Source organism: Sphingomonas sp. Leaf230 (assembly GCF_001421745.1).
Lineage (GTDB): Bacteria > Pseudomonadota > Alphaproteobacteria > Sphingomonadales > Sphingomonadaceae > Sphingomonas.
This window is the reverse complement of record NZ_LMKW01000010.1, coordinates 68,724-89,826: the sequence shown is the minus strand read 5'-3', so window position 1 is coordinate 89,826 and position 21,103 is coordinate 68,724. Positions and strand designations below refer to the sequence as shown.

At 65.0% G+C, this 21,103-nt stretch carries 24 protein-coding genes; 10 read left to right on the top strand and 14 right to left on the bottom strand.

What is annotated here, in order from left to right; genetic code table 11:
• The first annotated feature begins 6 nt into the window (after positions 1-6).
• Genes ASE82_RS12395 through ASE82_RS12380 form a run of 4 tightly spaced genes read left to right on the top strand, consistent with a single transcriptional unit; the run spans position 7 to position 3,963 of the window.
• Positions 7-825 (top strand): 3-keto-disaccharide hydrolase, encoded by an 819-nt coding sequence (locus ASE82_RS12395; protein ID WP_235524690.1) that lies wholly within the window; start codon positions 7-9, stop codon positions 823-825.
• Positions 822-1,403 carry a gluconate 2-dehydrogenase subunit 3 family protein gene (locus tag ASE82_RS12390; protein ID WP_056063678.1) on the top strand — a complete coding sequence of 194 codons (582 nt, stop codon included), beginning with the start codon at positions 822-824 and terminating at the stop codon, positions 1,401-1,403. Before ASE82_RS12395 ends, ASE82_RS12390 begins: the two co-directional genes overlap by 4 nt.
• Entirely contained in the window at positions 1,400-2,233 is an 834-nt protein-coding gene (locus tag ASE82_RS12385; protein WP_056063675.1) for a sugar phosphate isomerase/epimerase family protein, read from the top strand. The genes ASE82_RS12390 and ASE82_RS12385 overlap by 4 nt, the downstream gene beginning before the upstream one ends.
• Positions 2,234-2,286: 53 nt before the next feature.
• Entirely contained in the window at positions 2,287-3,963 is a 1,677-nt protein-coding gene (locus ASE82_RS12380) for a GMC family oxidoreductase (protein WP_056063672.1), read from the top strand.
• A 128-nt stretch (positions 3,964-4,091) separates the two neighbouring features.
• Here ASE82_RS12380 and ASE82_RS12375 read toward each other — a convergent pair whose 3' ends face one another.
• Positions 4,092-5,918 (bottom strand): DUF885 domain-containing protein, encoded by a 1,827-nt coding sequence (locus ASE82_RS12375; protein ID WP_056063668.1) that lies wholly within the window; start codon positions 5,916-5,918, stop codon positions 4,092-4,094.
• A gap of 165 nt (positions 5,919-6,083) precedes the next feature.
• Positions 6,084-6,818 carry an SDR family NAD(P)-dependent oxidoreductase gene (locus tag ASE82_RS12370; protein WP_056063663.1) on the bottom strand — a complete coding sequence of 245 codons (735 nt, stop codon included), beginning with the start codon at positions 6,816-6,818 and terminating at the stop codon, positions 6,084-6,086.
• 83 nt (positions 6,819-6,901) lie between these two features.
• On the opposite strand from ASE82_RS12370, the gene ASE82_RS12365 reads away from it, so the two are divergent.
• Positions 6,902-7,276, top strand: a complete 375-nt coding sequence (locus tag ASE82_RS12365) for a winged helix-turn-helix transcriptional regulator (protein WP_056063659.1) — start codon at positions 6,902-6,904, stop codon at positions 7,274-7,276.
• Between the two features lie 18 nt (positions 7,277-7,294).
• Here the strand turns inward: ASE82_RS12365 and ASE82_RS18960 are convergent, their stop codons facing one another.
• A complete protein-coding gene (locus ASE82_RS18960; RefSeq protein ID WP_082441485.1) occupies positions 7,295-8,251 on the bottom strand; it encodes a bifunctional methionine sulfoxide reductase B/A protein in 957 nt (318 codons plus the stop codon).
• 77 nt (positions 8,252-8,328) lie between these two features.
• On the bottom strand, positions 8,329-8,667 hold the full coding sequence (locus tag ASE82_RS12355; protein ID WP_056063656.1) for a hypothetical protein: 339 nt from the start codon (positions 8,665-8,667) through the stop codon (positions 8,329-8,331).
• 296 nt (positions 8,668-8,963) lie between these two features.
• Between ASE82_RS12355 and ASE82_RS12350 the strand changes: the two genes are divergently transcribed.
• The gene (locus ASE82_RS12350; protein ID WP_056063652.1) at positions 8,964-9,488 is read left to right on the top strand and encodes a DUF2846 domain-containing protein; all 525 of its coding nucleotides are present in this window, start codon (positions 8,964-8,966) and stop codon (positions 9,486-9,488) included.
• An 87-nt stretch (positions 9,489-9,575) separates the two neighbouring features.
• On the opposite strand, the gene ASE82_RS12345 is transcribed toward ASE82_RS12350, so the two are convergent.
• The 5 genes from ASE82_RS12345 to ASE82_RS12330 form a co-directional block, all read right to left on the bottom strand.
• Positions 9,576-10,058, bottom strand: a complete 483-nt coding sequence (locus ASE82_RS12345) for a PilZ domain-containing protein (RefSeq protein WP_263817037.1) — start codon at positions 10,056-10,058, stop codon at positions 9,576-9,578.
• A gap of 246 nt (positions 10,059-10,304) precedes the next feature.
• On the bottom strand, positions 10,305-10,889 hold the full coding sequence (locus tag ASE82_RS12340; RefSeq protein ID WP_056063646.1) for a response regulator transcription factor: 585 nt from the start codon (positions 10,887-10,889) through the stop codon (positions 10,305-10,307).
• A complete protein-coding gene (locus ASE82_RS12335; protein WP_056063643.1) occupies positions 10,886-12,493 on the bottom strand; it encodes a sensor histidine kinase in 1,608 nt (535 codons plus the stop codon). The genes ASE82_RS12340 and ASE82_RS12335 overlap by 4 nt, the downstream gene beginning before the upstream one ends.
• Before the next feature lie 235 nt (positions 12,494-12,728).
• A complete protein-coding gene (locus ASE82_RS20260) occupies positions 12,729-12,854 on the bottom strand; it encodes a glutathione S-transferase N-terminal domain-containing protein (RefSeq protein WP_268795427.1) in 126 nt (41 codons plus the stop codon).
• Positions 12,855-12,883: 29 nt separating this feature from the next.
• Positions 12,884-13,333: a MarR family winged helix-turn-helix transcriptional regulator gene (locus ASE82_RS12330; RefSeq protein ID WP_056064676.1), complete on the bottom strand. Its 450-nt coding sequence runs from the start codon at positions 13,331-13,333 to the stop codon at positions 12,884-12,886.
• Positions 13,334-13,450: 117 nt separating this feature from the next.
• Here ASE82_RS12330 and ASE82_RS12325 point away from each other — a divergent pair, with 117 nt between their 5' ends.
• Both ASE82_RS12325 and ASE82_RS12320 read left to right on the top strand, forming a co-directional pair.
• Positions 13,451-13,876 carry an organic hydroperoxide resistance protein gene (locus ASE82_RS12325; protein WP_056063640.1) on the top strand — a complete coding sequence of 142 codons (426 nt, stop codon included), beginning with the start codon at positions 13,451-13,453 and terminating at the stop codon, positions 13,874-13,876.
• Between the two features lie 1,015 nt (positions 13,877-14,891).
• Positions 14,892-15,407 carry a MucR family transcriptional regulator gene (locus ASE82_RS12320; RefSeq protein ID WP_082441484.1) on the top strand — a complete coding sequence of 172 codons (516 nt, stop codon included), beginning with the start codon at positions 14,892-14,894 and terminating at the stop codon, positions 15,405-15,407.
• 67 nt (positions 15,408-15,474) lie between these two features.
• On the opposite strand, the gene ASE82_RS12315 is transcribed toward ASE82_RS12320, so the two are convergent.
• From ASE82_RS12315 to rpmF, 5 genes are all read right to left on the bottom strand, one after another.
• Positions 15,475-15,834: a MerR family transcriptional regulator gene (locus ASE82_RS12315; RefSeq protein WP_056064673.1), complete on the bottom strand. Its 360-nt coding sequence runs from the start codon at positions 15,832-15,834 to the stop codon at positions 15,475-15,477.
• 115 nt (positions 15,835-15,949) lie between these two features.
• Positions 15,950-16,249 carry an integration host factor subunit alpha gene (locus ASE82_RS12310; RefSeq protein ID WP_056063634.1) on the bottom strand — a complete coding sequence of 100 codons (300 nt, stop codon included), beginning with the start codon at positions 16,247-16,249 and terminating at the stop codon, positions 15,950-15,952.
• 94 nt (positions 16,250-16,343) lie between these two features.
• Positions 16,344-17,312, bottom strand: coding sequence for a beta-ketoacyl-ACP synthase III (locus ASE82_RS12305; protein WP_056063632.1), 969 nt, complete (start codon positions 17,310-17,312; stop codon positions 16,344-16,346).
• Positions 17,309-18,337, bottom strand: a complete 1,029-nt coding sequence (plsX, locus tag ASE82_RS12300; protein WP_056054397.1) for a phosphate acyltransferase PlsX — start codon at positions 18,335-18,337, stop codon at positions 17,309-17,311. The genes ASE82_RS12305 and plsX overlap by 4 nt, the downstream gene beginning before the upstream one ends.
• A gap of 41 nt (positions 18,338-18,378) precedes the next feature.
• A complete protein-coding gene (gene rpmF, locus ASE82_RS18955; RefSeq protein ID WP_056054400.1) occupies positions 18,379-18,558 on the bottom strand; it encodes a 50S ribosomal protein L32 in 180 nt (59 codons plus the stop codon).
• Between the two features lie 237 nt (positions 18,559-18,795).
• Between rpmF and ASE82_RS12295 the strand changes: the two genes are divergently transcribed.
• Positions 18,796-19,239: an MAPEG family protein gene (locus ASE82_RS12295; RefSeq protein WP_056063629.1), complete on the top strand. Its 444-nt coding sequence runs from the start codon at positions 18,796-18,798 to the stop codon at positions 19,237-19,239.
• Positions 19,236-20,861, top strand: coding sequence for a M28 family metallopeptidase (locus ASE82_RS12290; RefSeq protein WP_056063626.1), 1,626 nt, complete (start codon positions 19,236-19,238; stop codon positions 20,859-20,861). The genes ASE82_RS12295 and ASE82_RS12290 overlap by 4 nt, the downstream gene beginning before the upstream one ends.
• Positions 20,862-21,103: the final 242 nt, after the last annotated feature.

The window sequence follows — 21,103 nt, the reverse complement described above, 5'->3', positions numbered from 1 at the left end:
ATGGGGATGAAGACAGTGTTGATGGCGAGCGTCATTGCGGCGCTGGCGGGGCCAGTGGCGGCGCAGGAGAAGCCCGGCTTCAAGGATACGCCGATGCTGCCGGGCGGCCAGTGGCACGTCCATGACTCCGACCGGCCCGCGCCGATCGTCGTCGCACCGGCCGCAGTCCCTGGCGGTCCGCCCGCCGACGCGGTCGTGTTGTTCGACGGGCGCTCGCTTGATGCGTGGAAGCCAGATCGCATCGCGTGGCCGATCGCGGACGGTGCGCTGACAATCCCGTCCCGCGCGAAAAGCGGTGGCGAGAACAACCTCGTCTCGAAGCAGAGCTTCGGCGACGTGCAGATGCATCTCGAATTCCGCTCGCCAAACCCGCCGACCAAGACCTCGCAGGATCGCGGCAACAGCGGGATCTGGTTCATGCAGCGCTACGAACTGCAGATACTCGATGGATCGCAGAACCCGACCTATGCCGATGGCACGGTCGGCGCGGTCTATGGCTGGAAGCCGCCACTGGTGAACGCCGCGCGTCGCCCCGGCGAATGGCAGACCTACGATATCGTGTTCGAGCGCCCCCGCTTCGCTGTAGACGGCAGCCTGCTCCGCCCGGCCTACGTCACCGCGTTGTTGAACGGCGTGCTGGTGCAGAACCATCAGGCGATGCTCGGCACCACGATCTGGCGCAAGGTCGCCAGTTACACCGCGCACGCCGATGCCGCACCGATCCAGCTCCAGGATCACGACTCGCCGGTGTCGTTCCGCAACATCTGGGTCCGTCCGCTGACGGAAGCGGCGATCGCGCAGGACCTGAAGAAGGACGGTAAATGATCGACCGCAGAACAGCACTCGCCGGTGTCGTCGCCATGTTCGGCACGGCTTTGTATGCGCCGATCGCACGCGCAGCCGGGGTCGCGGCAGCACCGGGCGCGGCGGCGGGCATCCCCGTCATCAGCGAAGGCCCGCCAAGCGTCGCGGTCTTCACCCCCGCCCAGCGCGCGCTGATGACCGCGCTCAGCGAACGCGTCCTGCCGACCACCGATACGCCGGGCGCGATTGCGGCCGGCGTCCCCGCGTTTATCGAAAAGTTGCTCGCCGACTGGGCTGCGCCCGCCGACCGTGTGCCGATCCTCGCCGGTCTCGACGCGATCGAGGCACGCAGCCTGAAGGACTACAAGGTCCCCGGCGCAAAGGCGACCGCGGCACAGCACGACGCGCTCCTCACGCTGGCGATGAACGACCAGATCCCGTCGGGCGGCGTCTTCTTCGAGGCGTTCCGCCAGCTCGTCGTCACCGGCTATTACACGTCGGAGATCGGCATGACGCAGGAGCGCGAATATCTGCCGGTGCCGGGCGAGTATAACGGCGCATTCCCCTATTCTCAGGTCAACAAGGTGTATTCCGCATGATCCTCAGCCGTAGAAACCTGCTCGTCGGCTCCGGCGCGGTTGCCGCCCTCGCGTTCGTCCCGACTGCCTCCGCGGCACAGTTGAAGGCGATCGGCCTGCAACTCTACACGATCCGCGACATCTTCTCGAAGGACCCGTTCGGCACGCTCGGGCAGGTCGCGAAGATCGGCTACCGCGAGGTCGAGTTCGGCGGTGGGGGCTATGAGGGCATGGATCATGCGATGCTGCGCCGGACGATGGACAAGCTCGGCCTGACCGCGCCTTCGGTGCATATCGGGTACGACGCGCTGCTCCAGCGGTTCGACCAGTCGGTGACGATGGCCAAGACGCTCGGCGCGACCACGGTGGTGTTGCCGTACATGACCGACGAGCATCGCAACGAGGCGGGCTGGACCGCCGCGCTGCCGAACTTCAACCGGTTCGCCACCGACCTGAAAAAGGCCGGGCTGGGCTTCGCCTATCACAACCACGATTTCGAGTTCACCACCAAGCCGGGCGGCGTCAGCCTGTACGAGCGGCTGCTGAAGGAGACCGACCCCGCGCTCGTGAAGCTCGAGCTCGATCTCTACTGGGCGCTGCATGCCGGCGAGAACCTGACGACGCTGATCGAGCGCCTCTCGCAGCGGATCTACGCCTATCACGTCAAGGACATGCGCCCCGATCGCAGCATGGCGGCGGTCGGCGCGGGCACGGTCGATTTCGCCGCGCTGTTCAAGCTGAAGGGCAGCGCTGGCGTCCGGCATTTCTACGTCGAGAACGATCAGGCTCCCGCGCCCTATCTACCGGACATCACCACGAGTTTCCGGACGTTGCGCGCGCTTCGGTTCTGATCGGCCGCTTCTGAACGGGCGCGTTTCTTACAGGATATTAGGAGAGGAAGATCATGGCCGAGTCCAACAAGTTCGACGCGATCGTAATCGGTTCGGGCGTCAGCGGCGGTTTCGCTGCGAAGGAATTGACCGAAAAGGGCCTCCGCGTCCTGATGCTGGATCGTGGCAAGATGGTCGAGCACGGCGAAGGCTACACCTATGACGGCAAGCCCGCATACGAGGTACCCGCGCGCAACATCATGCCCAAGCCATTGGTGGACAGCGACTATTTCATCGCCAAGCACGGCTATGTCCAGCCCAGCAACCGCGAGTTCCACAATGACGACCGGCTGAACCCGTACGCTTATGACGAGGGCAGCAAGTTCTACTGGATCCGGCCGGGCGCGGTCGGCGGCAAATCGCTGATCTGGGGCCGCTGGTGCTTTCGTTGGAGCCCTGAGGATTTCGAGGCGAACAAGCGGGACGGCATCGATGGCGACTGGCCGATCCGCTACGACGACGTCGCGCCGTGGTACAGCTATGTCGAGAAATACATCGGCGTATCGGGCTCGCGCGAGAACCTCGCCTATTTGCCCGACAGCGAGTTCCAGCCGCCGATGCCGATGAACGTCGCCGAGAAGTGGTTGAAGCAGGGTCTTGAAACTAAGTTCCCCGGTCGCAAGCTGATCAACACCCGGTTGTCTAATATGACCGAGGATAAGCCCGACCAGAACCGCACCAAGTGCCAGTTCCGCAACCAGTGCGGCAATGGCTGCTCGTTCGGTGCCTATTTCTCGACCCAAGCCGTCACCTTGCCGGCCGCGCGCGCGACCGGCCGGCTGACGCTCAAGTCGGACTCGGTCGTCACTAACCTCGTGTACGACGCGGCACGGAAAAAGGTCACCGGCGTCCGCTATATCGATGCGAAGACCGGCCAGGCGGAAACGGTCAACGCCGATCTCGTCTTCCTCTGCGCTTCGGCGATCGCCTCGACGCAGATCCTCATGAACTCGCGCGCACCGGGCAGCGACCGCAGCTATTTCGACGAGAGCGGGACGCTCGGCCGCTATGTGATGGACCACATCTTCCGCGTCGGGATCGAAGGCGACATCCCCGGCATGGAGGAGTTCATCGAATTCGGTCGCCGCCCAGGTGGCGTCTATGTTCCGCGCTTCCGCAACATCGGCGGCGACGAGGGCGTCGGCTTCAAGCGCGGCTATGGCTATCAGGGCAGCGCGTATCGCAACCCCGCCGCGCCGGTCGGGTTCGGTGCATCAATGAAGCAGGGCATGCGCAAATACGCGCCGTGGCGGTTCAGCATGGGCGCGTTCGGCGAATGCCTGCCCTATGCCGACAACAAGGTTTCGCTGCACGCCAGCAAGGTCGACCGGTTCGGTGTGCCACTAGCCCGCTTCGACGTCCGCTTCCGCGACAACGAACTGAAGATGATGACCGATGCCCGGGCGCAAGGCGAGGCGATGCTGAAAGGTGCAGGGCTCACCAACGTCAAGAGTTCGGAAAGCGAGCACGTCCCCGGCGACGCGATCCACGAAATGGGCGGTGCGCGCATGGGCCGCGACCCGCGCACCTCTGTGCTCAACGAATGGAGCCAGGCACATGCGGCGTCGAACCTCTACGTCACCGACGGCGCGCAGATGGCGTCGATCTCGTGCGTCAATCCGTCGCTGACCTTCATGGCCCTGACCGCGCGCGCCGCCGATCATGCAGTGAAGTCGCTGAGGAAGGCCTAGGCGCGAGGCGGCCAAGCTGCTCACGCGTCGTCCCCGCCGCGCTTCACGACTGGCGCTTGGTGAGGCAGGGGTAAACCCCGTCCACCAGGCGCCAGCCGAACCATTCTAACGAAGAGGCGCCCGTACGATTATTTCGCTGCCCCGCCGCCGGCAGCGATCCAGGCGTCGATCTTGCGTTCGAGCACCGGCATCGGCAGCGATCCGGTATCGAGCACCTGCGCATGGAAATCGCGCGGATCGAACTTCGCGCCGAGCGCCGCCTGCGCCTTCGCCTTGGTCCGCGAGATCGTCAGCTGGCCGATCTTGTAGGCCAGCGCCTGCCCCGGAATAGCGATGTAACGCTCGACCTCCGCAGTCGCATCGGTCCGCGCCATCGGCGAGTTGGCGAGCATGTAGTCGATCGCCTGATCGCGCGTCCAACCCTTGGCATGGATGCCGCTGTCGACGACCAGCCGCATCGCGCGCAGCATTTCGTCGTTCAGCCCACCCATCCGCTGATACGGATCGGTCTCCATGCCCAACTCCTTCCACAGGCTTTCGGCATAGAGCGCCCAGCCCTCGACATACGCCGTGTTGCCGCCGAACCGCATGAAGGCGGGCAGCGCGGTGTTCTCCTGCGCGAGACTGATCTGGAAATGATGCCCCGGCACGCCCTCGTGCAGGAACAGCGTCTCCATCTCCCACATGTAGCGCGAGGGCAGGTCGTAGGTATTGTAATAGAATACCCCGGGCCGCAGGCCGTCAGGCGTGCCGCCCTGATACGAGCCACCGGCCTCGGTCTTTTCCTTGAAGGCTGGGACCGGGCGGATCTCGAGCGCGGTCTTCGGCGTCAGCGAGAATTGCTCGGGAATGCGCTGGTCGATGCGCTTCTCGATCGCACGATAGCCGTCGCGCAACTGATCGACCGAACTCGGCTGGAACTGCTTGTCGGTCCGCAGGAAGGTGAAGAACGCGGGCAGGTCGCCCTTGAACCCGACCGCTTGCTTCTGCGTCTCCATCCCCTTCAGGATCCGCGCGACCTCGGACAGGCCGAGCTGGTGGACCTGCTCGGCGATCATCGGCAGCGTGGTGTTCTTGGGGATCAGATAGGCATAATAGGCATCGCCCCCGGGCAGCGCGGACAGGCCTACCGTGTCGCGCGCAACCGGCAGGTACGTCTTGGCGAGAAAGTCCCGCATCCGTTGGTGCGCAGGCGTGATGACGTCGCGGATCTGCGCTGCATAGGCCGCTTTCAGCCGCGTCTGGTCGGCCGCCGGGATCGACGCGGGGAAGGTCTTCACCGGGCCGTAGAAGGTCGATCCCTCGACGCCCTCCGCGATGAGGTTGTCGAACTCCTGGATCATGTTGGTCACGACCAGCTTCGGCTGGACGATCCTGTCCTTCATGCCCTGGCGGAACAGCCCGATCGCGCGGTCGAGCACCGCGGCATATTGCGCGTTGCGCTTCAGGTTGTTCTCATAGTCGACGAGCGTCTTGAACGGCGCTGCGCCCTTGCCCGATGCGAGGTCGGGATAGAAGGTCTGGAACCCGTTGAAATGGTCGATCGGCAGGTCGCGCTCGACCCTGACGATTGCGGGGGCATAGCCGGCCAGGTCGGTCTCGTTGCGCGTCTTGAACACGTCGTACGCGATCTGGTCGGTCGCGGTCAGCTTCGTCCGGTCGATCGTCTTGAGCGCGGCCAGATCATGCTCGATCGCCGCGCGTTCGGCCGCGAGATACGCATCGGTCAGATAATCGCCGAGCCGGTCCGCATAGCGCAAATCGCCCCGGAAGATCCCCTCGATCGGATTGCGTTTCAGGCTCGCCTCGTCGCTGTCGTAGAACACCCGCTTGAGCCGCGCATCGTCCGCACTCTCACCCGGTTGCGCGACGGGAGGCGGCAACGCCTGCGCGCTTGCCGCGGCGCTGCCGACGGTCGTGGACAGGAAAGCGGCAAGCAGCAGTTTGACGGACAACGCGTGTTCCTTTGGATGCGATGACACGGGGGTAGGATGCGGCAGGATTTCCCGCAAGCGCCGCCCGTGTCCGCTCGAACTGCAACAAGCGGTCGCGCTCGACCCGTTCGAAGCTCCGTCGAAACTGGGCGAGGCTGCACCGCTAGCGGCACAACCTCGCGCCATTCAGATCTGTGCGACGCCTCCGTCGACGAACATTTCACTGCCGGTCATGAAGCTGCTGTCCGCGGACGCCAGGAAGGCAGCGGCAGCGGCGATCTCGGCAGGGTCGCCAATTCGGCCGATCGGGGTACCGGCGCCCATGTCCGCCATCGCATCCTCGCCGACCACCTCGAGCGCGAGTTCGGTCCTGGTCGGTCCCGGCGACAGCACGTTGACGCGAATGCCGGTGCCGCGCAGATCGAGCGCCCAGCTGCGCGCGAAATTGCGGATCGCCGCCTTGGTCGCGCTGTAGACGCTGAACCGCGGCGTTCCCATGACGCTCGTGCTGGACCCGGTGAGGATGATCGAGCCGCCCGACCGCATCAGCGGCAATGCCTTCTGCACCGTGAACAGCAGCCCTTTCACGTTGACGTCGAACGTCCGGTCGTAATGCTCGGGCGTGATCTCGCCGAGCGGGACGAGCTCGCCGGTGCCGGCATTGGCGAACAGAATGTCGAGCGAACCGCGCTCCGTCCGGACCGTCTCGAACAGGCGATCGAGGTCGGCCATGTCGGATACCGAGCCGCTGATCGCGCGGGCATTCTCGCCGAGCTCGACCAGTGCCGCGTCGAGCGCGTCCTGCCGCCGCCCGAAGATGTAGACGAACGCGCCCTCGTCGATGAAGCGCTTGGCCGATGCGAGGCCGATCCCGCTGCCGCCGCCGGTCACGATCGCCGTCTTGCCGTTCAGTCTGTCCATCTGTCGTCTCCGTGGTTGCGAAGATCCTTAGCTGGCGGAGCGCATACCTATCGACAAGTATGCACCTTTTGGTAAGTACGGTTATGACAATTGCGCCCCCGACTGACGGCTTCACCTGCGGTCTCGACGTCACGCTCCGCATCATCGCGGGAAAATGGAAACCGCTGATCCTGTATTTCCTGTTGCAGCGGCCCAACCGCTACGGGGAGCTTAAGCGTGCGGTGCGCGGCGTCAGCGACAAGATGCTGATCCAGCAACTGAAGGAACTGGAGGCGGACGCCGTGCTGACGCGGACGGATTACCATGAGGTTCCGCCCCGGGTCGATTATACGCTGACGCCGATGGGCCGCAGCCTCGCCCAGGCGCTGGCGCCGCTGTGCACCTGGGGGACCGAAAACATGGCGGAGGTCACGCGCGTGTTCGCCGAGCGCGACAACTGGCAGCGCGAGGCAGGCTGATCAATATGCGCGCCGCGCTCAGGCCGCTTCGGCGCGGCGCGGCAGTTTCCAGTTCGGGCGGACGAAATGGCAGGTATAGCCGTTCGGCTTGCGCTCTAGGTAATCCTGGTGCTCGGGCTCGGCCTCCCAGAAATCGCCGACCGGGGAGAGTTCGGTCACGACCTTGCCCGGCCATAGCCTCGATGCCTCGACGTCGGCGATCGTCTCCTGCGCGACCGCCTTCTGATCGTCGTCGGTGTAGAAGATCGCCGAACGGTAGCTCACGCCGCGATCGTTGCCCTGCCGGTTGACCGTCGTCGGGTCGTGTATCTGGAAGAAGAATTCGAGCAGCGTGCGGAAATTGGTGCGCGCCGGATCGAAGACGATCTCGATCGCTTCGGCATGGTTGCCGTGGCGGCGATACGTCGCATTGGCGATGTCCCCGCCCGAATAGCCGACGCGGGTCGAGACCACGCCGGGCAGCGCGCGGATCAGGTCCTGCATGCCCCAGAAGCATCCGCCGGCGAGTACCGCGCGTTCGGTCCTGGCCGGAACTTCCTCGACCTGATCGAGATACGCGGCATAGCCTTGCGCGGCCATCTCCCCGCGCGGGACGAAGCGCAGCGCCGCTGAATTGATGCAGTAGCGCAGGCCGCCGCGGCTTCGCGGGCCGTCCTTGAAGACGTGACCCAAGTGACTGTCGCCATGCGCCGAGCGAACTTCGGTACGCGGGATCAGCATCGACCAGTCGCGCCTAGCCTTGACGTTCGCCGGTTCGATCGGCCGCGTGAAGCTCGGCCAACCGCAACCGGACTCGTATTTGTCGGCGCTGGCGAACAGCGGCTCGCCCGAGACGATGTCGACGTAGATCCCCGCGTCCTTGGTGTGCAGCAACGCACCGGAACCGGGACGCTCGGTCGCATTCTCCTGCGTCACCCGATATTGTTCGGGCGTCAGCGCGGCGACGGCATCTTCGGTCTTGCGGTAACTGGTCATGGCGGCACTCCGTTGACCGGAATGTGGTGTGCCGTCATCTCGCTGTCGAGATGCGGGCGCGCACCGCCGCCCTGCGATCAGCGCTGTTTCTTGGTCAGCGTCGCGGTGAAATCGGGGTCCTTGTTCGCGACCCAGTCGACGAACTTGCGCACCGAGGGGTCGGCCAGCAGCCCCTCGACGTCCATGCCGTGGCGTTGCAGCTCGGAATTGGTGAAGTTCGCGGTCAGCGTCTGCTGGCAGATCGGATGCATCGGCACGACGTCGCGGCCGCCCCGGCTCTTGGGGACGGGATGGTGCCAGACGATGGTCTTGCCGGTCGGGCGACCACATAGCCAGCACGCGACGACCGCGACGGGCGCGTCCTCCTCGGCCTGCGGATCTTCATAGGGACCGTGTTTCGAATGTTTGCGCGCCATGCGTCTGTCTCACGTCCCGATGATTGCGGTGCCTTCCTTAGCGGGGCGGGCGCCGTTGCGACAGTCGGCTGGTACCGGCCGCGCACGGCAGGGCAAAGCCGATCGGGAGCGTTCAGTCGTTCAGCGCGGCGGCCTTGATCGGGCAATGTAGCGCGCTAATACACGAACAGTAGTCGGCGCAGACCGCTCAATAGCGGCGCAACTCTACAGAATATCCGAGGAGTAGATATGAGGCCGAATAATACTAAGTAGTTTGTTTTCACCGGGATAGCGGCATTCTTCGGCGTGATGTTCGCATGACGGGGGCGCAATCCTTGTCCGGCGGCGCGGCGGTCGCGATCTTCGGAGGGTTGTTCGTCGCCGCCATCGCGTTCGTGATCTGGTCGCTGTCCGGCAACAGGGTCGGTAAGACTGCGTCGCCTGCCCTTATTGCGGACGCGCGGACGCTTCGGCCGGTTGCGGGTAGCGCGCGGATCTATGTCGTGCGGCGCGGCTTCATGGGTGGCATGGCGGGTATGAAAATCGACATCCACGGCGTCGCGTCGGGGCAGATTCGGATGAACCAGTTCGTCATGGCCGAGGTCCCGCCCGGTACGTACACCGTCGAGACCGCGATGGCGCGCAACGGCATCAAGCCGTCGAATTCCCAAACCACGTTGTCCGTTCAGGGCGGCGACGTCGTGGTGATCCTGGCGATGCTGAAGGTCCAGTCGCTGCGCTCGACGACGACGCAGGAGCGGATCGTCGGCACGGAAGCGCAAACCGCCGTCGCCACGACCAAGATGATCGAATGGACCAATCGATCGGCTTCGGTCGCATAGCCGCGTGAAAGTGCCGTCCCGTTAAGTCGCCGGCTCGCGCCGCTCGGAAGAACGGCGCGCAGAAGACCGTCATTCACCGCAGGCGCGTCAGCTCACCGCGCCGGCGAGCACGTCGACGGTCGTACCGAGTGGAGCCACCAGCGCCTGGTAACAGGACATGGCCGCGAAGCAGGCGATACCCGCGCCGATGATCGCGAGGCAGATGAACTGGAATGCGGATGCGCGGCGTTTGGTACGGTCGGTCTGCTCGACGATCCGCCGGGCAGACTGTTCGCGCTTCATCGCGCGGCGGTCGGCGTCGGCGGCGGGGGGGCGATGTTTCAGGACGGGTTCGCTCAACAATGCGGCAAGGCTGATCGGGTCCTGCGTCCTTACGCCGAAGCGGCTGCCGCCGTTCCACACCACGCGACCAATGATGACGAGAGTCCCACGGCGGATGTCGACATAGGTGCCGAGGATCGGCGGTTCGCTGCTCGATACGAGCAGGCCCTTGTCGGACACGTCATGAATGCATCCGTTCGACCATTTGCCGCCGACATTCATGCGACAGGGAACCGAGAGTTCCTTCAAAGCGCGCAATTCTCATCCGATCTGGTTGGATCATCGTCCAGAATGCGTATCCCGGTGTCGAAGCGCACCCAATCCGGGAAATATACCGAGACGCGTCATGCATTGCCGACAGCGCCGATGATGACGAGCGAGATCGGTCGGCGCGTGCAGAGTGACCATCCGTCGCAAACGTTCAAGCAGCCGCCGACCGCATCGCCCGAATCCACGTCAAGCTTACTGATCCGATGGTCCGATCGACCGCGCAGATTACCGTGCGAGCGCGATCAGCTGGGCGATGCCGTTAGTGCCGGTCTTCGCGACGATCGCGGCGCGGTGATCCTCCACCGTCTTCGGACTGATCGCGAGCGCGGCGGCGATCGCCTGGTTGTTGTGGCCCTTCACCAGCAGGTCGAACACCTCGCGTTGCCGCGGCGTCAGCCCCGCGGTCCGTGCGAGTGCCGAGCGTTGCGCCTTGGACCAGGCGACCCCCTCGGCGATGGCGGCGAGCAACCGGTCCTCGTCGATCGGCTTTTCGAGATAGTCGAGGCCGCCATAGCGACGCACCGAATCGACCGCGTTGGCGGTCGTCGGCCATGCGGTCATGAAGATGATCGCGACCGCAGGGTCGAGCAGTCGGACGCGATCGGCAAAGTCGAACCCGTCGATCTCGCCCATCATCACGTCGGTGACGATGCAGTGCGCCGGGGCGCGCTCGTACACCTCCAGCAACGGGGCGGGATCCAGGAAAGGTTCCGCGACATGGCCGTGACGGCGAAGCAGCCGGGCGACCGCCGCGCCGAGATCCTGGTCGTCATCGACGACATAGACCATGCCACACGCCGTATCGGTCATTCGGGCTCTCCAACGAGCGGAAGGGCAATGGTCGCGCGGGTTTCGCCGGCGGTATCGGTGACGCGCGACAGGGTGCCACCATGCGCTTCGACGATCGCGCGGGCGACGAGGATGCCGACGCCCATGCCGGACTGCTCGGGGCGGGCGGGTCGCGATCCGTTCACGACCATCAGCTCGACGCCTCGGTTCGTGCGGGTCACGCCGAGCGTCACGGTGCCGTTGCCACAAGCCTGGACCGCGTTGCGCACCAGGTTGACGATCGCCTGCGCCAGCTCGACTTCCTGCGCGAGGATGACGAGGTCGGGCGCGACGGCATCGATCGACAGCGTGACACCGTGCGATTTCGCCTCGGGCCGGGCCAGCGCCGCGACGGTGTCGATCAACGTCGCGAGCGGCAGGGGCGTCGGCACGTCGACCGTCCGCCCGCCGAACCGCCGCAGCCGGCGGACCAAGGTCGACAATGCGGCGGCCTTGCGATCGATCAGCGCCGCAGTCGTCGCGATCTCGACATCGGCCGAGACGGTCAGCTCGTGCAGATGCTTGGCCTCGATTGCCAGCGTCGAGAGCGGCTGGCTGATCTCGTGGATGACCGCCACCGACATCGCCCGCAACGTCTTCAGCCGTTCGGCCCGAAACAACAGGCGATCGCGGCGTTCGAGATCGACCCGCACCCTGGCCTGCGCATCCGCGAAGCTGCCGGCGAGATACCCGACGACCATGATCGAGGCGAGGCTCATGTGCAGCGCGAGGCGCCCGCCCATGTCCATCGGCATCGCGGTCTGCGGCAGGACCATCGCCGCGACGACGACGATCGCCAGCCAGCTCGCCAGCCGCCCGAACCGCAGCCCGATCCACGCGACCGCGAGCAGCACGGGGGTATGCGGCGTGCCCAGGCCGATCCGCGCGAGCAGGATCTCGATCGCGAACGACGCGACCAGGATCAGCACGGCCTCGGCGACCGACGCCATGCTCGGACGTCCGGGCCGCAATGTGCCGCCCGTCGCAAGGTCCGCCACCCAGAGCACGGGCGGCGCCAGCAGCAGGACGCCGAGCAGGTCGCCGACGACGAAACCGGTCAGCGACGTCACCGTCTCGCGCAGTCCGGACACGCCGGTGAGATCGGGGCGTAGCAACGACCAGGGTAGCGCGGTCAACGCAGCGGCGGCGGGCGCGCCGACCGAGGCGAGGCCGAGCGGCATCGGCGCAACGCTCATGCTCGTTTGCGCACGATCCGCCATCGTCCGGACCAGCAGCACGATCAGGCCATAGACCAGCGGCGGACGGATCACGCCGATCAGCGCGGTCAGCCATCCCGCCGACCGCGGATCGATCACGCCGGTGCCTATCTGCACGAGGATCTCGGTCACGATGATCGCAAGGGTCAACCGCGGCCCACGCCGCCACAGCAACGCGATGCGGAAGCCGGCAGCGGGATACAGCAGCGAATAGAAACCGCGCCCGCCCCATTCGGCGGCGATATGATGCGCCGCCAGGAACGCGAGCGCATACCCGACCAGCCAGGGCAGGTCGGCGACCGTCGGCAGGACGGTAGTGGCGCGGGAGGGGGTATGGGGCTCTACGAAGGGCTTGGCGAGCGTCGTCATCACGGCCTCCCTGCCAGATCGAAACGCCGCAGCCTATCCGGGCGTATCCCGGAATGCGATCCTAGGCCGAAGGTGGCACGCCGCGATCGCTCGGCGGCAAATCCCAATAGGGCGGATCGCCGAACGAACCCCTGAGGCTCTGGGTCAGGGCGGCAATCTTCACCGATGCGCTGCGCTCCAGTGGATAGGCGATGTAGAGCTCGGCACTCGGGCGCGCAGCCCATAACGATCCTGACTAGCGCGTCGGTTGCGACCCCGAATGCCAACGGTCCTCCAGATATTCCAGAACGATCGTCGATTCGAACACGGTCGCGCCGTCGATCAGCAGCGCCAGCACCTCGCCGCGTGGATTGGAGGACATCGGGTGATCGTAGAGCCGCAATACGGGCGTCACTGCGTTACCGGACGGTCCCCTGCGAGCGCTCGCCGCAGCGCCGCGACCTCCACGTTCAGGGCCGCGAGTCGATCCTGCGTCATGCCGGACCGCTCGACGATCAGCGGGCCGAGGCACCCGGTCTCCGTCCACCGCGCCCTGCCGGTCTCGGTCAGCCGTACGCGCACCTGTCGCTCATCGGCGGGGTTGCGGATGCGCGTGACCAGCCCCGCCGCCTCCAGCCGTTTCGCCAACGGCGTGATCGTGCTCGGTTCGAGCGCGAGCCGTTCCGCGATCGCGCCGATCGAACAGCCATCCTCCGCCTCGTTGAGCGTCTGGAGCACGAGGAACTGCGGATAGGTGATGCCGAGCCGGTCGAGCACGGGCTTGTACGCACGATTGATCGCGATCGTCGCGGCATACAGCGAAAAGCAGAGCTGGTCGTCGAGGGGCAGGGGATCGGACACGGCAGGCTCCTTCACGCCCGACCGTACATAAAATTGCTTATCGCGGCAAATCTTACTGGACTTCGATACCGCGAGGTCATAGATAGTTATCGCGATAAGCAATATGGAGATTTCAGCATGTCCGTCGATGTAAAATACACCACCGAAGCCACCGCAACCGGCGGCCGCGACGGCCATGCACGGTCGCAGGACGGCCGGTTCGACGTCGCGCTCTCGACGCCGAAGGAACTGGGCGGCGCAGGCGGCGACGGCAGCAACCCAGAGCAGCTGTTCGCAGCCGGCTATTCCGCGTGCTTCATCGGCGCACTGAAGGTCGCTGGCCAGCAGTTGAAGGTGAAGCTGCCCGACGACATCGCGGTCACCGCGAAAGTCGGTATCGGCCCGCGCTCGGCTGGCGGTTTCGGGATCACCACCGACCTGACGGTGTCGTTGCCAGGCATCGACCGCGCCGAAGCGCAGCGTCTGGTTGATGCCGCGCACGAGATCTGCCCCTATTCGAACGCCACGCGCGGCAACGTCGATGTCGGCCTGACGCTCGCCTGAAGGTGAGGCCCTGACGGTCGGGCGGCACGTTTGCTGCCCGACCGTCTTTAATTGGCAGCAAGACCAAGCCGCTGACGTCGAGCGGCCTTTTAGTCACGTCCGATGCGTGTTGACATTAATGGTCACGGCTCCGATGTAACTTGCATGTACGCTCCTGCGACACATAAGCGTTTCCTCGACCATTCGGGCCAACTCGCCGCACGCGGTTAGCCCGAACTCGCGGCTGTTCGTCGTTCGAGTTCGGGCTTTATTCGATCTGACCTTTGGGACGTGCTCTGCGCGCCCATGATCTCGAGTAAACGGAAACCGCACAGTGTCGAAACAGAAAGCTGATCCAGCTAGTGCTCCTAGGGCGGGCGGCGATATCGAGCGCCAAGAACGTACCTCTCGGTCGTTTCTTAGAATGCGACCAAGGGGATTCTTCTCAAATCGATTTGAGTTGGAAATTGTCGAGGACTATTCCGACGACAATAGCGATAGTCAGGCTCGCAAGAAGTCGAGCTGGCTGAACCACTTCATCGACTTGAATCTGCTCCTCATGATCATCGTGGTTGGCGTACCAATCCTCCTATATTGCATCGTTGCCGCGTCGAAATAGAGATAGGGCGCGTATCGAGGACTGCTCGCGGCAATCTCGTGCGCAGTCCAAGCTTGCAGAATGGCCGGCGACCTGTCGCAAATTCGTGGCGGGGGGCAAGCAACAGGAGCCGTTTGGCGGCTTCCTGTGTCGTCGGCGCCCGATAGGTAAGTATGTAGTACGTTTAACGTCACATGAGATCATCGCGTCGCGCGTGCAGTTTCGGCACATCACAAGAAATAACGATGTGGTCCGACATCTGATGATCAATGACAAAGCTGCGATTCTGCCCAACCAGCATTAGTTCGGTCGATTATATTATGTCGGACGATGAACAAAATGTAATGATGCACGTATGTTAAACACCTGGTGTTAAATTTCATACAAACATAGTAAGCGCCTGCCAGCAGGGGCGCATTTTCAATTCAAGGACATACCGTGACTGACACATTGAATACCGTTGAGCTTGCCGCCGAACTGACGGCAGCATGGCTTGCCAATCCCAATACGCGCACCGCTGCCGACGACGTGCCTGCGTTCCTCGTCGCGATGCATTCGGCAGTCGAGAAGCTGGTCGGCAATGGCGAAGCGGAACCCGAGGCAACGGCACAGCCGACGTCCGAGCCAGCCGTTTCGGTGCGTAAGTCGCTGGCATCGCCCGATCACATCATCTCGATGCTCGACGGCAAGAAGTACAAGACGCTGCGTCGTCACCTGTCGACCAATGGCATGACGCCAGAGCAGTATCGCGAGCGCTTCAACCTGAAGTCCGACTATCCGATGGTCGCCGCGACCTATTCGGAAGCGCGCCGTGCGATGGCGAAGTCGATCGGGCTTGGTCGCAAGGCTGGTGCGACGGTCGAAAAGGCGTCGGAAGACGCGGTGAAGACCGTTCGCAAGGGCGGCAGGGCAGCGCTTGATGCCGCCAAGAAGACGCTCGGCAGCGAGGATTGAGATCGGCGAGGGGGAGGGCACCGTCCTTCCCCTCTCTCCTTTACGATACCCAGTTACGCACGGCGCGTTATGCGCGCCGGCCGTCCTCGGCCAGCGCCTGGGCCAAGAGCGCGCGGATCGCACGCAGCGCGGGCATCACCGGCTCTATCGTGTCTGTCGTGACCGGCGTGGTCTTTTCGGCCGCAAGCAACTGCTGCACGCCGCGGACGGTATAGCCTTCGCGGTTGAGCAGCGTATCGATGCGCCGGACTAATACCGCATCCTCGGCACGGTAATAGCGTCGGTTTCCTGCGCGCTGCAGCGGTCGTAGCTGCGGAAACCGGGTCTCCCAATAGCGCAGGATATGCTGTGGCAGGCCGGTCTCCCGCGAGAGTTCGCCGATCGTCCTGAACGCAGCGCCTGCCTTGCCCGGACCCGCCGCCGCTATACCCACGGCACCTATGGATGTGCTGCCGCGGTCGTCGGAACCGAGATCGCCCGCTACGCCGATGTCGTCCGTGAAGTCGCCACCGGAAGTATCGGCGTCATCGGGCATGACCGGATCAGTCGGCACCGACGATGCGCTCACGCATCATCTGGCTCGCGCGGAACGTCAGGACGCGGCGCGGTGCGATCGGCACCTCGATACCCGTCTTCGGGTTGCGGCCGACGCGCTCGCCCTTGTCGCGGAGCACGAACGTGCCGAACCCCGAGATCTTGACGTTCTCGCCTTCGGACAGCGCACCGCACATCTCGGAAAGGATCTGTTCCACGATTTTCGAGGAATCCGCACGCGACAATCCTACCTCGCGGTGGAGGGACTCAGCCAGATCGGCGCGCGTCAATGTACCGGTCATCGTCATTCGCAAGCTCCCAGTCTCGGCGCTTCTCTACACAAGCAGCATCGCGACCGGAAGAACTTTTGTTCTACAAGCGAATCGATCTCTTTCTACGGGATTAGAAGCGGATAACCGCCGCGCCCCAAGTGAAGCCGCCGCCCATTGCCTCGAGCACGACGATCTGGCCTTGTCGGACACGTCCATCGCGCACGGCCACGTCCAGCGCGAGCGGCACGGAGGCCGCCGAGGTGTTGGCATGCTGGTCGACCGTGACGACCACCTTGCCCGCCGCGAGGCCAAGTTTCCGTGCGGTTGCGTCGAGGATGCGGGCGTTTGCCTGATGTGGCACGACCCAGTCGACCTGCTCCGAAGACAAGCCAGCCATTGCCAGCGACTCGGTCATCACCGAGGCTAGGTTGGTCACCGCGTGGCGGAACACCTCACGGCCCTTCATGCGAAGCTTGCCGACGGTCCCGGTCGTAGAGACGCCGCCATCAACATAGAGGAGCTCGTTGTGACGGCCGTCCGCGTGCAGCTTGGTCGTCAGGATGCCGCGACCGCCGTCGTCCGCGGTCTCCCGCGCCTCCAGCACGATCGCGCCGGCACCGTCGCCGAACAGCACGCAGGTCGTCCGGTCTTCCCAGTCGAGGATGCGGCTGAACGTCTCGGCACCGATCACCAGCGCGCGCTTGGCGACGCCGCTGCGGATCATGCTGTCGACCACCTGCACCGCGTACAGGAAGCCCGAGCAGACCGCGGCGACGTCGAACGCGACGCAGTCGTCGATGCCGAGCATCGCCTGCACCTTGGTGGCGCTGGCGGGGAAGGTCTGGTCGGGCGTCGCGGTGGCGAGCACGATCAGGTCGATGCTCTCCGCTTCGATTCCGGCCGCAGTCAAAGCCGCGCGGCATGCGTCGGCGGCGAGCGTGGCGGTAGTCTCGCCTTCGCCGGCGATGTGGCGAAAGCGGATGCCGGTGCGCTCGACGATCCACTCGTCGCTGGTGTCGACCTGTTCCGCCAGCTCGGCGTTGGAGACGCGGCGCGCGGGCAGGGCAGAGCCGGTGCCGATGACCACAGACCGGATCATGCCGCCTTCTCCACGCTGCCAAGATCATCGGCGATGCGCCGGACCAGATCATTGCGGACCATCTTCGCGGCATTGCCGATCGCCGTCGCGACGCCGCGCTCGGTGGCGCCGCCGTGGCTCTTCACGACGATGCCGTTGAGCCCCAGAAAAACCGCGCCATTGTGATTGTTGGGATCAAGGTGATCGCGCAGCAATTCGGTCGCCGGCCGCGAGATCAGGAAGCCGAGTTTCGACCGCACCGAACTGCGAAACGCACGCTTGAGCAAGTCGGCGACGAATCGCGCGGTGCCCTCGGCGGTCTTGAGCGCGATGTTGCCCGAAAATCCGTCGCACACGACGACGTCGACTTCGCCACGCGACAGACGGTCGCCTTCGATGAAGCCATTGAACTGCATGTCGACGGCCGGCGTCGCGCGCAGTTGCGCGGCCGCATCGCGGATCTCATCCGTACCCTTCATGTCCTCGCTGCCGATATTCAGCAGCGCGACGCGGGGGTGCGGGATGTCGAGCGCGGTGCGGGCATAGGCGGCGCCCATGATCGCGAACTGGACGAGGTTGCGCGCATCGCACTCGGTGTTCGCGCCGAGGTCGAGCATCACCATGTCGGTGTCGCCCAGCGTCGGCAGACGCGCCGCGAGGGCCGGCCGGTCGATCCCGGGCAGCATGCGCAACGACAGCTTCGCCATCGCCATCAGCGCGCCGGTATTCCCCGACGACACCGCAGCGGCGGCGCGACCCTGTTTCACCAGGTCGATCGCGATGCCCATCGAGGTCTTCTTGGCGCGACGAATCGCCTGGGTCGGCTTGTCGCTCGACCCGACGACTTCCGGCGCGTGGACGATCTCCGAATGCTGCGACAGGTTCGGATGAGCCTTCAGCCCCTCGCGAATCGCAGCTTCGTCGCCGACCAGCAGGAAGCGCATGCCCTCGAATTGGTGACGCGCGCGGGCGACACCGGCGAGCATCACTGCCAGCCCGTCATCGCCACCCATCGCATCGACCGCGATCCAGCCGCTGTCGGGCATCGCTTATCCTTCGTTCAAGTTAGAGGTTCCGGACGGAAGCCTCAGCCCTCGATCGAGAGGATTTCACGACCGTTATAGTGACCGCACGAACCGCACAGGTTGTGGGGACGCTTCAGTTCGCCACAGTTGGGGCATTCCTGGAACGACGCGATCGTGAGCGAGTCGTGGCCACGGCGCATGCCGCGCTTGGAGGGCGAGGTTTTTCTTTTGGGGACGGCCATTTCGGCACCTTGTTCAATCTAAAGGTCGGGGCTCCGAGTACGTCCGGACACGGGACACAGGCAACCGACAAGAATGCCGGCCGCCTGAAGCAACCCATGCGGCCTGACGCTCGCGAAGCGTGGCGCTATAGCGATTTCACCCCGCGTTGCAAGCTTCTGCCCCCCACGTTGCAACCCCTGATGTCCAGTGGCAGGGCATGCGCCTGACAAAAGACCTGATATTCGAGGGGCAACGCCGTGATATTACCCGTAACGCTGACGATCGCCGCGGCTGCCGCCGTCGTCAACCTGTGGCTCGCCTTCCGAATCGTGCCGATGCGCGTGAAGGAAAGCGTGTTGATCGGCGACGACGGCAACCAGCGCCTGCAGGCACGGATGCGCGCGCATGCCAACTTCACCGAATACGCGCCGTTCATCCTGATCCTGATCGGGCTGATCGAGCTCGCCGGCGGATCGACGCTTTGGCTGTGGATCGCCGGCGCGGTGTTCGTGATCGCACGAGTCGCGCACGCGTTCGGGATGGACCGCACGTCGTCGAGCGTGCCGCGGGCCGGGGGCGCGCTGGCGACCTGGGCGCTGATGGCGGTACTCGCCGGCTGGGCGCTGACGATCGCGTATCAGGCGAACAGCGTGCCCACTGCCAAGACCTTCCAGGTCGTGCCGTCGGGTGGCCGGGCATGAGCGCGCTTCGTTTATGGGGTGCCGCGACGCTGCTGGCTGCCTCACCGGCCGCCGCGCAGGTATCGCCAGAGCGGTTGTCCGCCGACGTGAAGACGCTCGCCTCCGACTCGTTCGAAGGCCGTGCGCCCGGCACCCCCGGTGAGACCAAGGCGATCGCCTGGCTGATCGCGCAGTTCAAGGCGATGAAGGCACAACCCGGCGGCCCGAACGGCAGCTGGACGCAACCTGTGCCGCTCGTCCACACTCGGATGGGCGCGGGCAACGTCCGCGCCGGCGACACTGCGCTGGTACAGGGCCGCGACGTGTATCTCAGCACCGTCCGCGGCGTTGACCGCGTCGCGATCGAGAACGCACCGATGGTGTTCGTCGGCTACGGCGTCAGCGCGCCCGAGCGCGGCTGGGACGACTTCAAGGGCCTCGACCTCAAGGGTAAGGTCGCGGTCTTCCTCGTCAACGATCCCGATTTCGAAGCGATCGCCGGCGACGATGCGAAGGGCAAGTTCGGCGACCGCCGGATGACCTATTACGGCCGCTGGACGTACAAATACGAAGAGGCCGCGCGGCGTGGCGCGGTCGGCGCGTTGATCGTCCACGACACGGCCGGCGCGGGGTATGGCTGGAACACGGTCACCGCTCCCGCCGGCGAAAATTACGATATTGTCCGGAAGGATCCCGAATCGCGGGTGATGCTCCAGGGCTGGCTCGAAGGGGGCGCAGCGAACCGCTTGTTCTCCGCATCCGGCCTCGACCTGGCGGCGTTACGGAAAGCGGCGCGGCGAAGCGACTTCCGCCCGGTCGCGCTGAAGCAGGCGTTCACCACCGACCTGCCGGTCAAGCACGACACCGCCGTGAGCCAGAACGTGCTCGCCAAGCTGCCCGGCACCAAGCACGCGGACGAAGTCGTGATGTTCGGCGCACACTGGGACGCCTACGGCATCGGCGCGCCCGATGCGCAGGGGCGCACCATCCGCCCCGGCGCCAACGACGACGGTCTCGGCGTGGCGGGCGTCCTCGAACTCGCGCGCAATTTCGCCAAGACCCCCCGCACCGACCGCAGCCTCGTCTTCGCGCTGTGGAGCGGCGAGGAGCGGGGGCTTTTGGGCTCGGAGACCTACGCGGTAAACCCGGTCTATCCGGCCGCCAAGACGGTCGCCAATCTGACGCTCGACATCCTCCAGACGGCAGGCCCCGCGAAGGACGTCATGCTGGTCGGAGCCGGCCAAAACAGCCTGGAGGACATGCTGGGCGATGCCGCGAAAGCGCAAGGCCGTGTCGTCACCCCCGAAGCGCTTCCCGAACGCGGGCTGTTCTACCGCGCCGACCATTTCTCGGTCGCGCGGCGCGGCGTGCCCACGCTGTTGCTGATGGCGATCAGCGGCGCACCTAATCTGGTTAAGGGAGGCCGGACCGCGGGGCAGGCTTGGCTCGACGGCTATATGAAATGCTATCATCAGACGTGTGACGCGTGGGGCGCCGACTGGGACCTGCGCGGCGCGGCGCAGGATGTGGACCTGTTCAAGACGATCGCGACTAAGCTGGCCAACAGCCGCCTGTGGCCGGAATGGCGAGACGGTTCGGAGTTCAAGTCGGTGCGGGCTGAGACGGCAGCGGAGCGAAAGTAAGACCAACTCTCACGCTAGCTACCACCCCGGCGAAGGCCGGGGCCCAATTGGGGACGGTAGATTGGCACGGGCCATGCCTCGTTACAGCAACCTTTCCAATTGGGCCCCGGCCTTCGCCGGGGTGGAGAAATTGCGACGTGCGCGTTTCTTCTTGATCCCCCGCAAAGGCGGGGGCCCAGGGGCCAAGCGTACCGCCCTTGGTTGAGCCTGGGCCCCCGCCTCCGCGGGGAAACAGCTAGCGT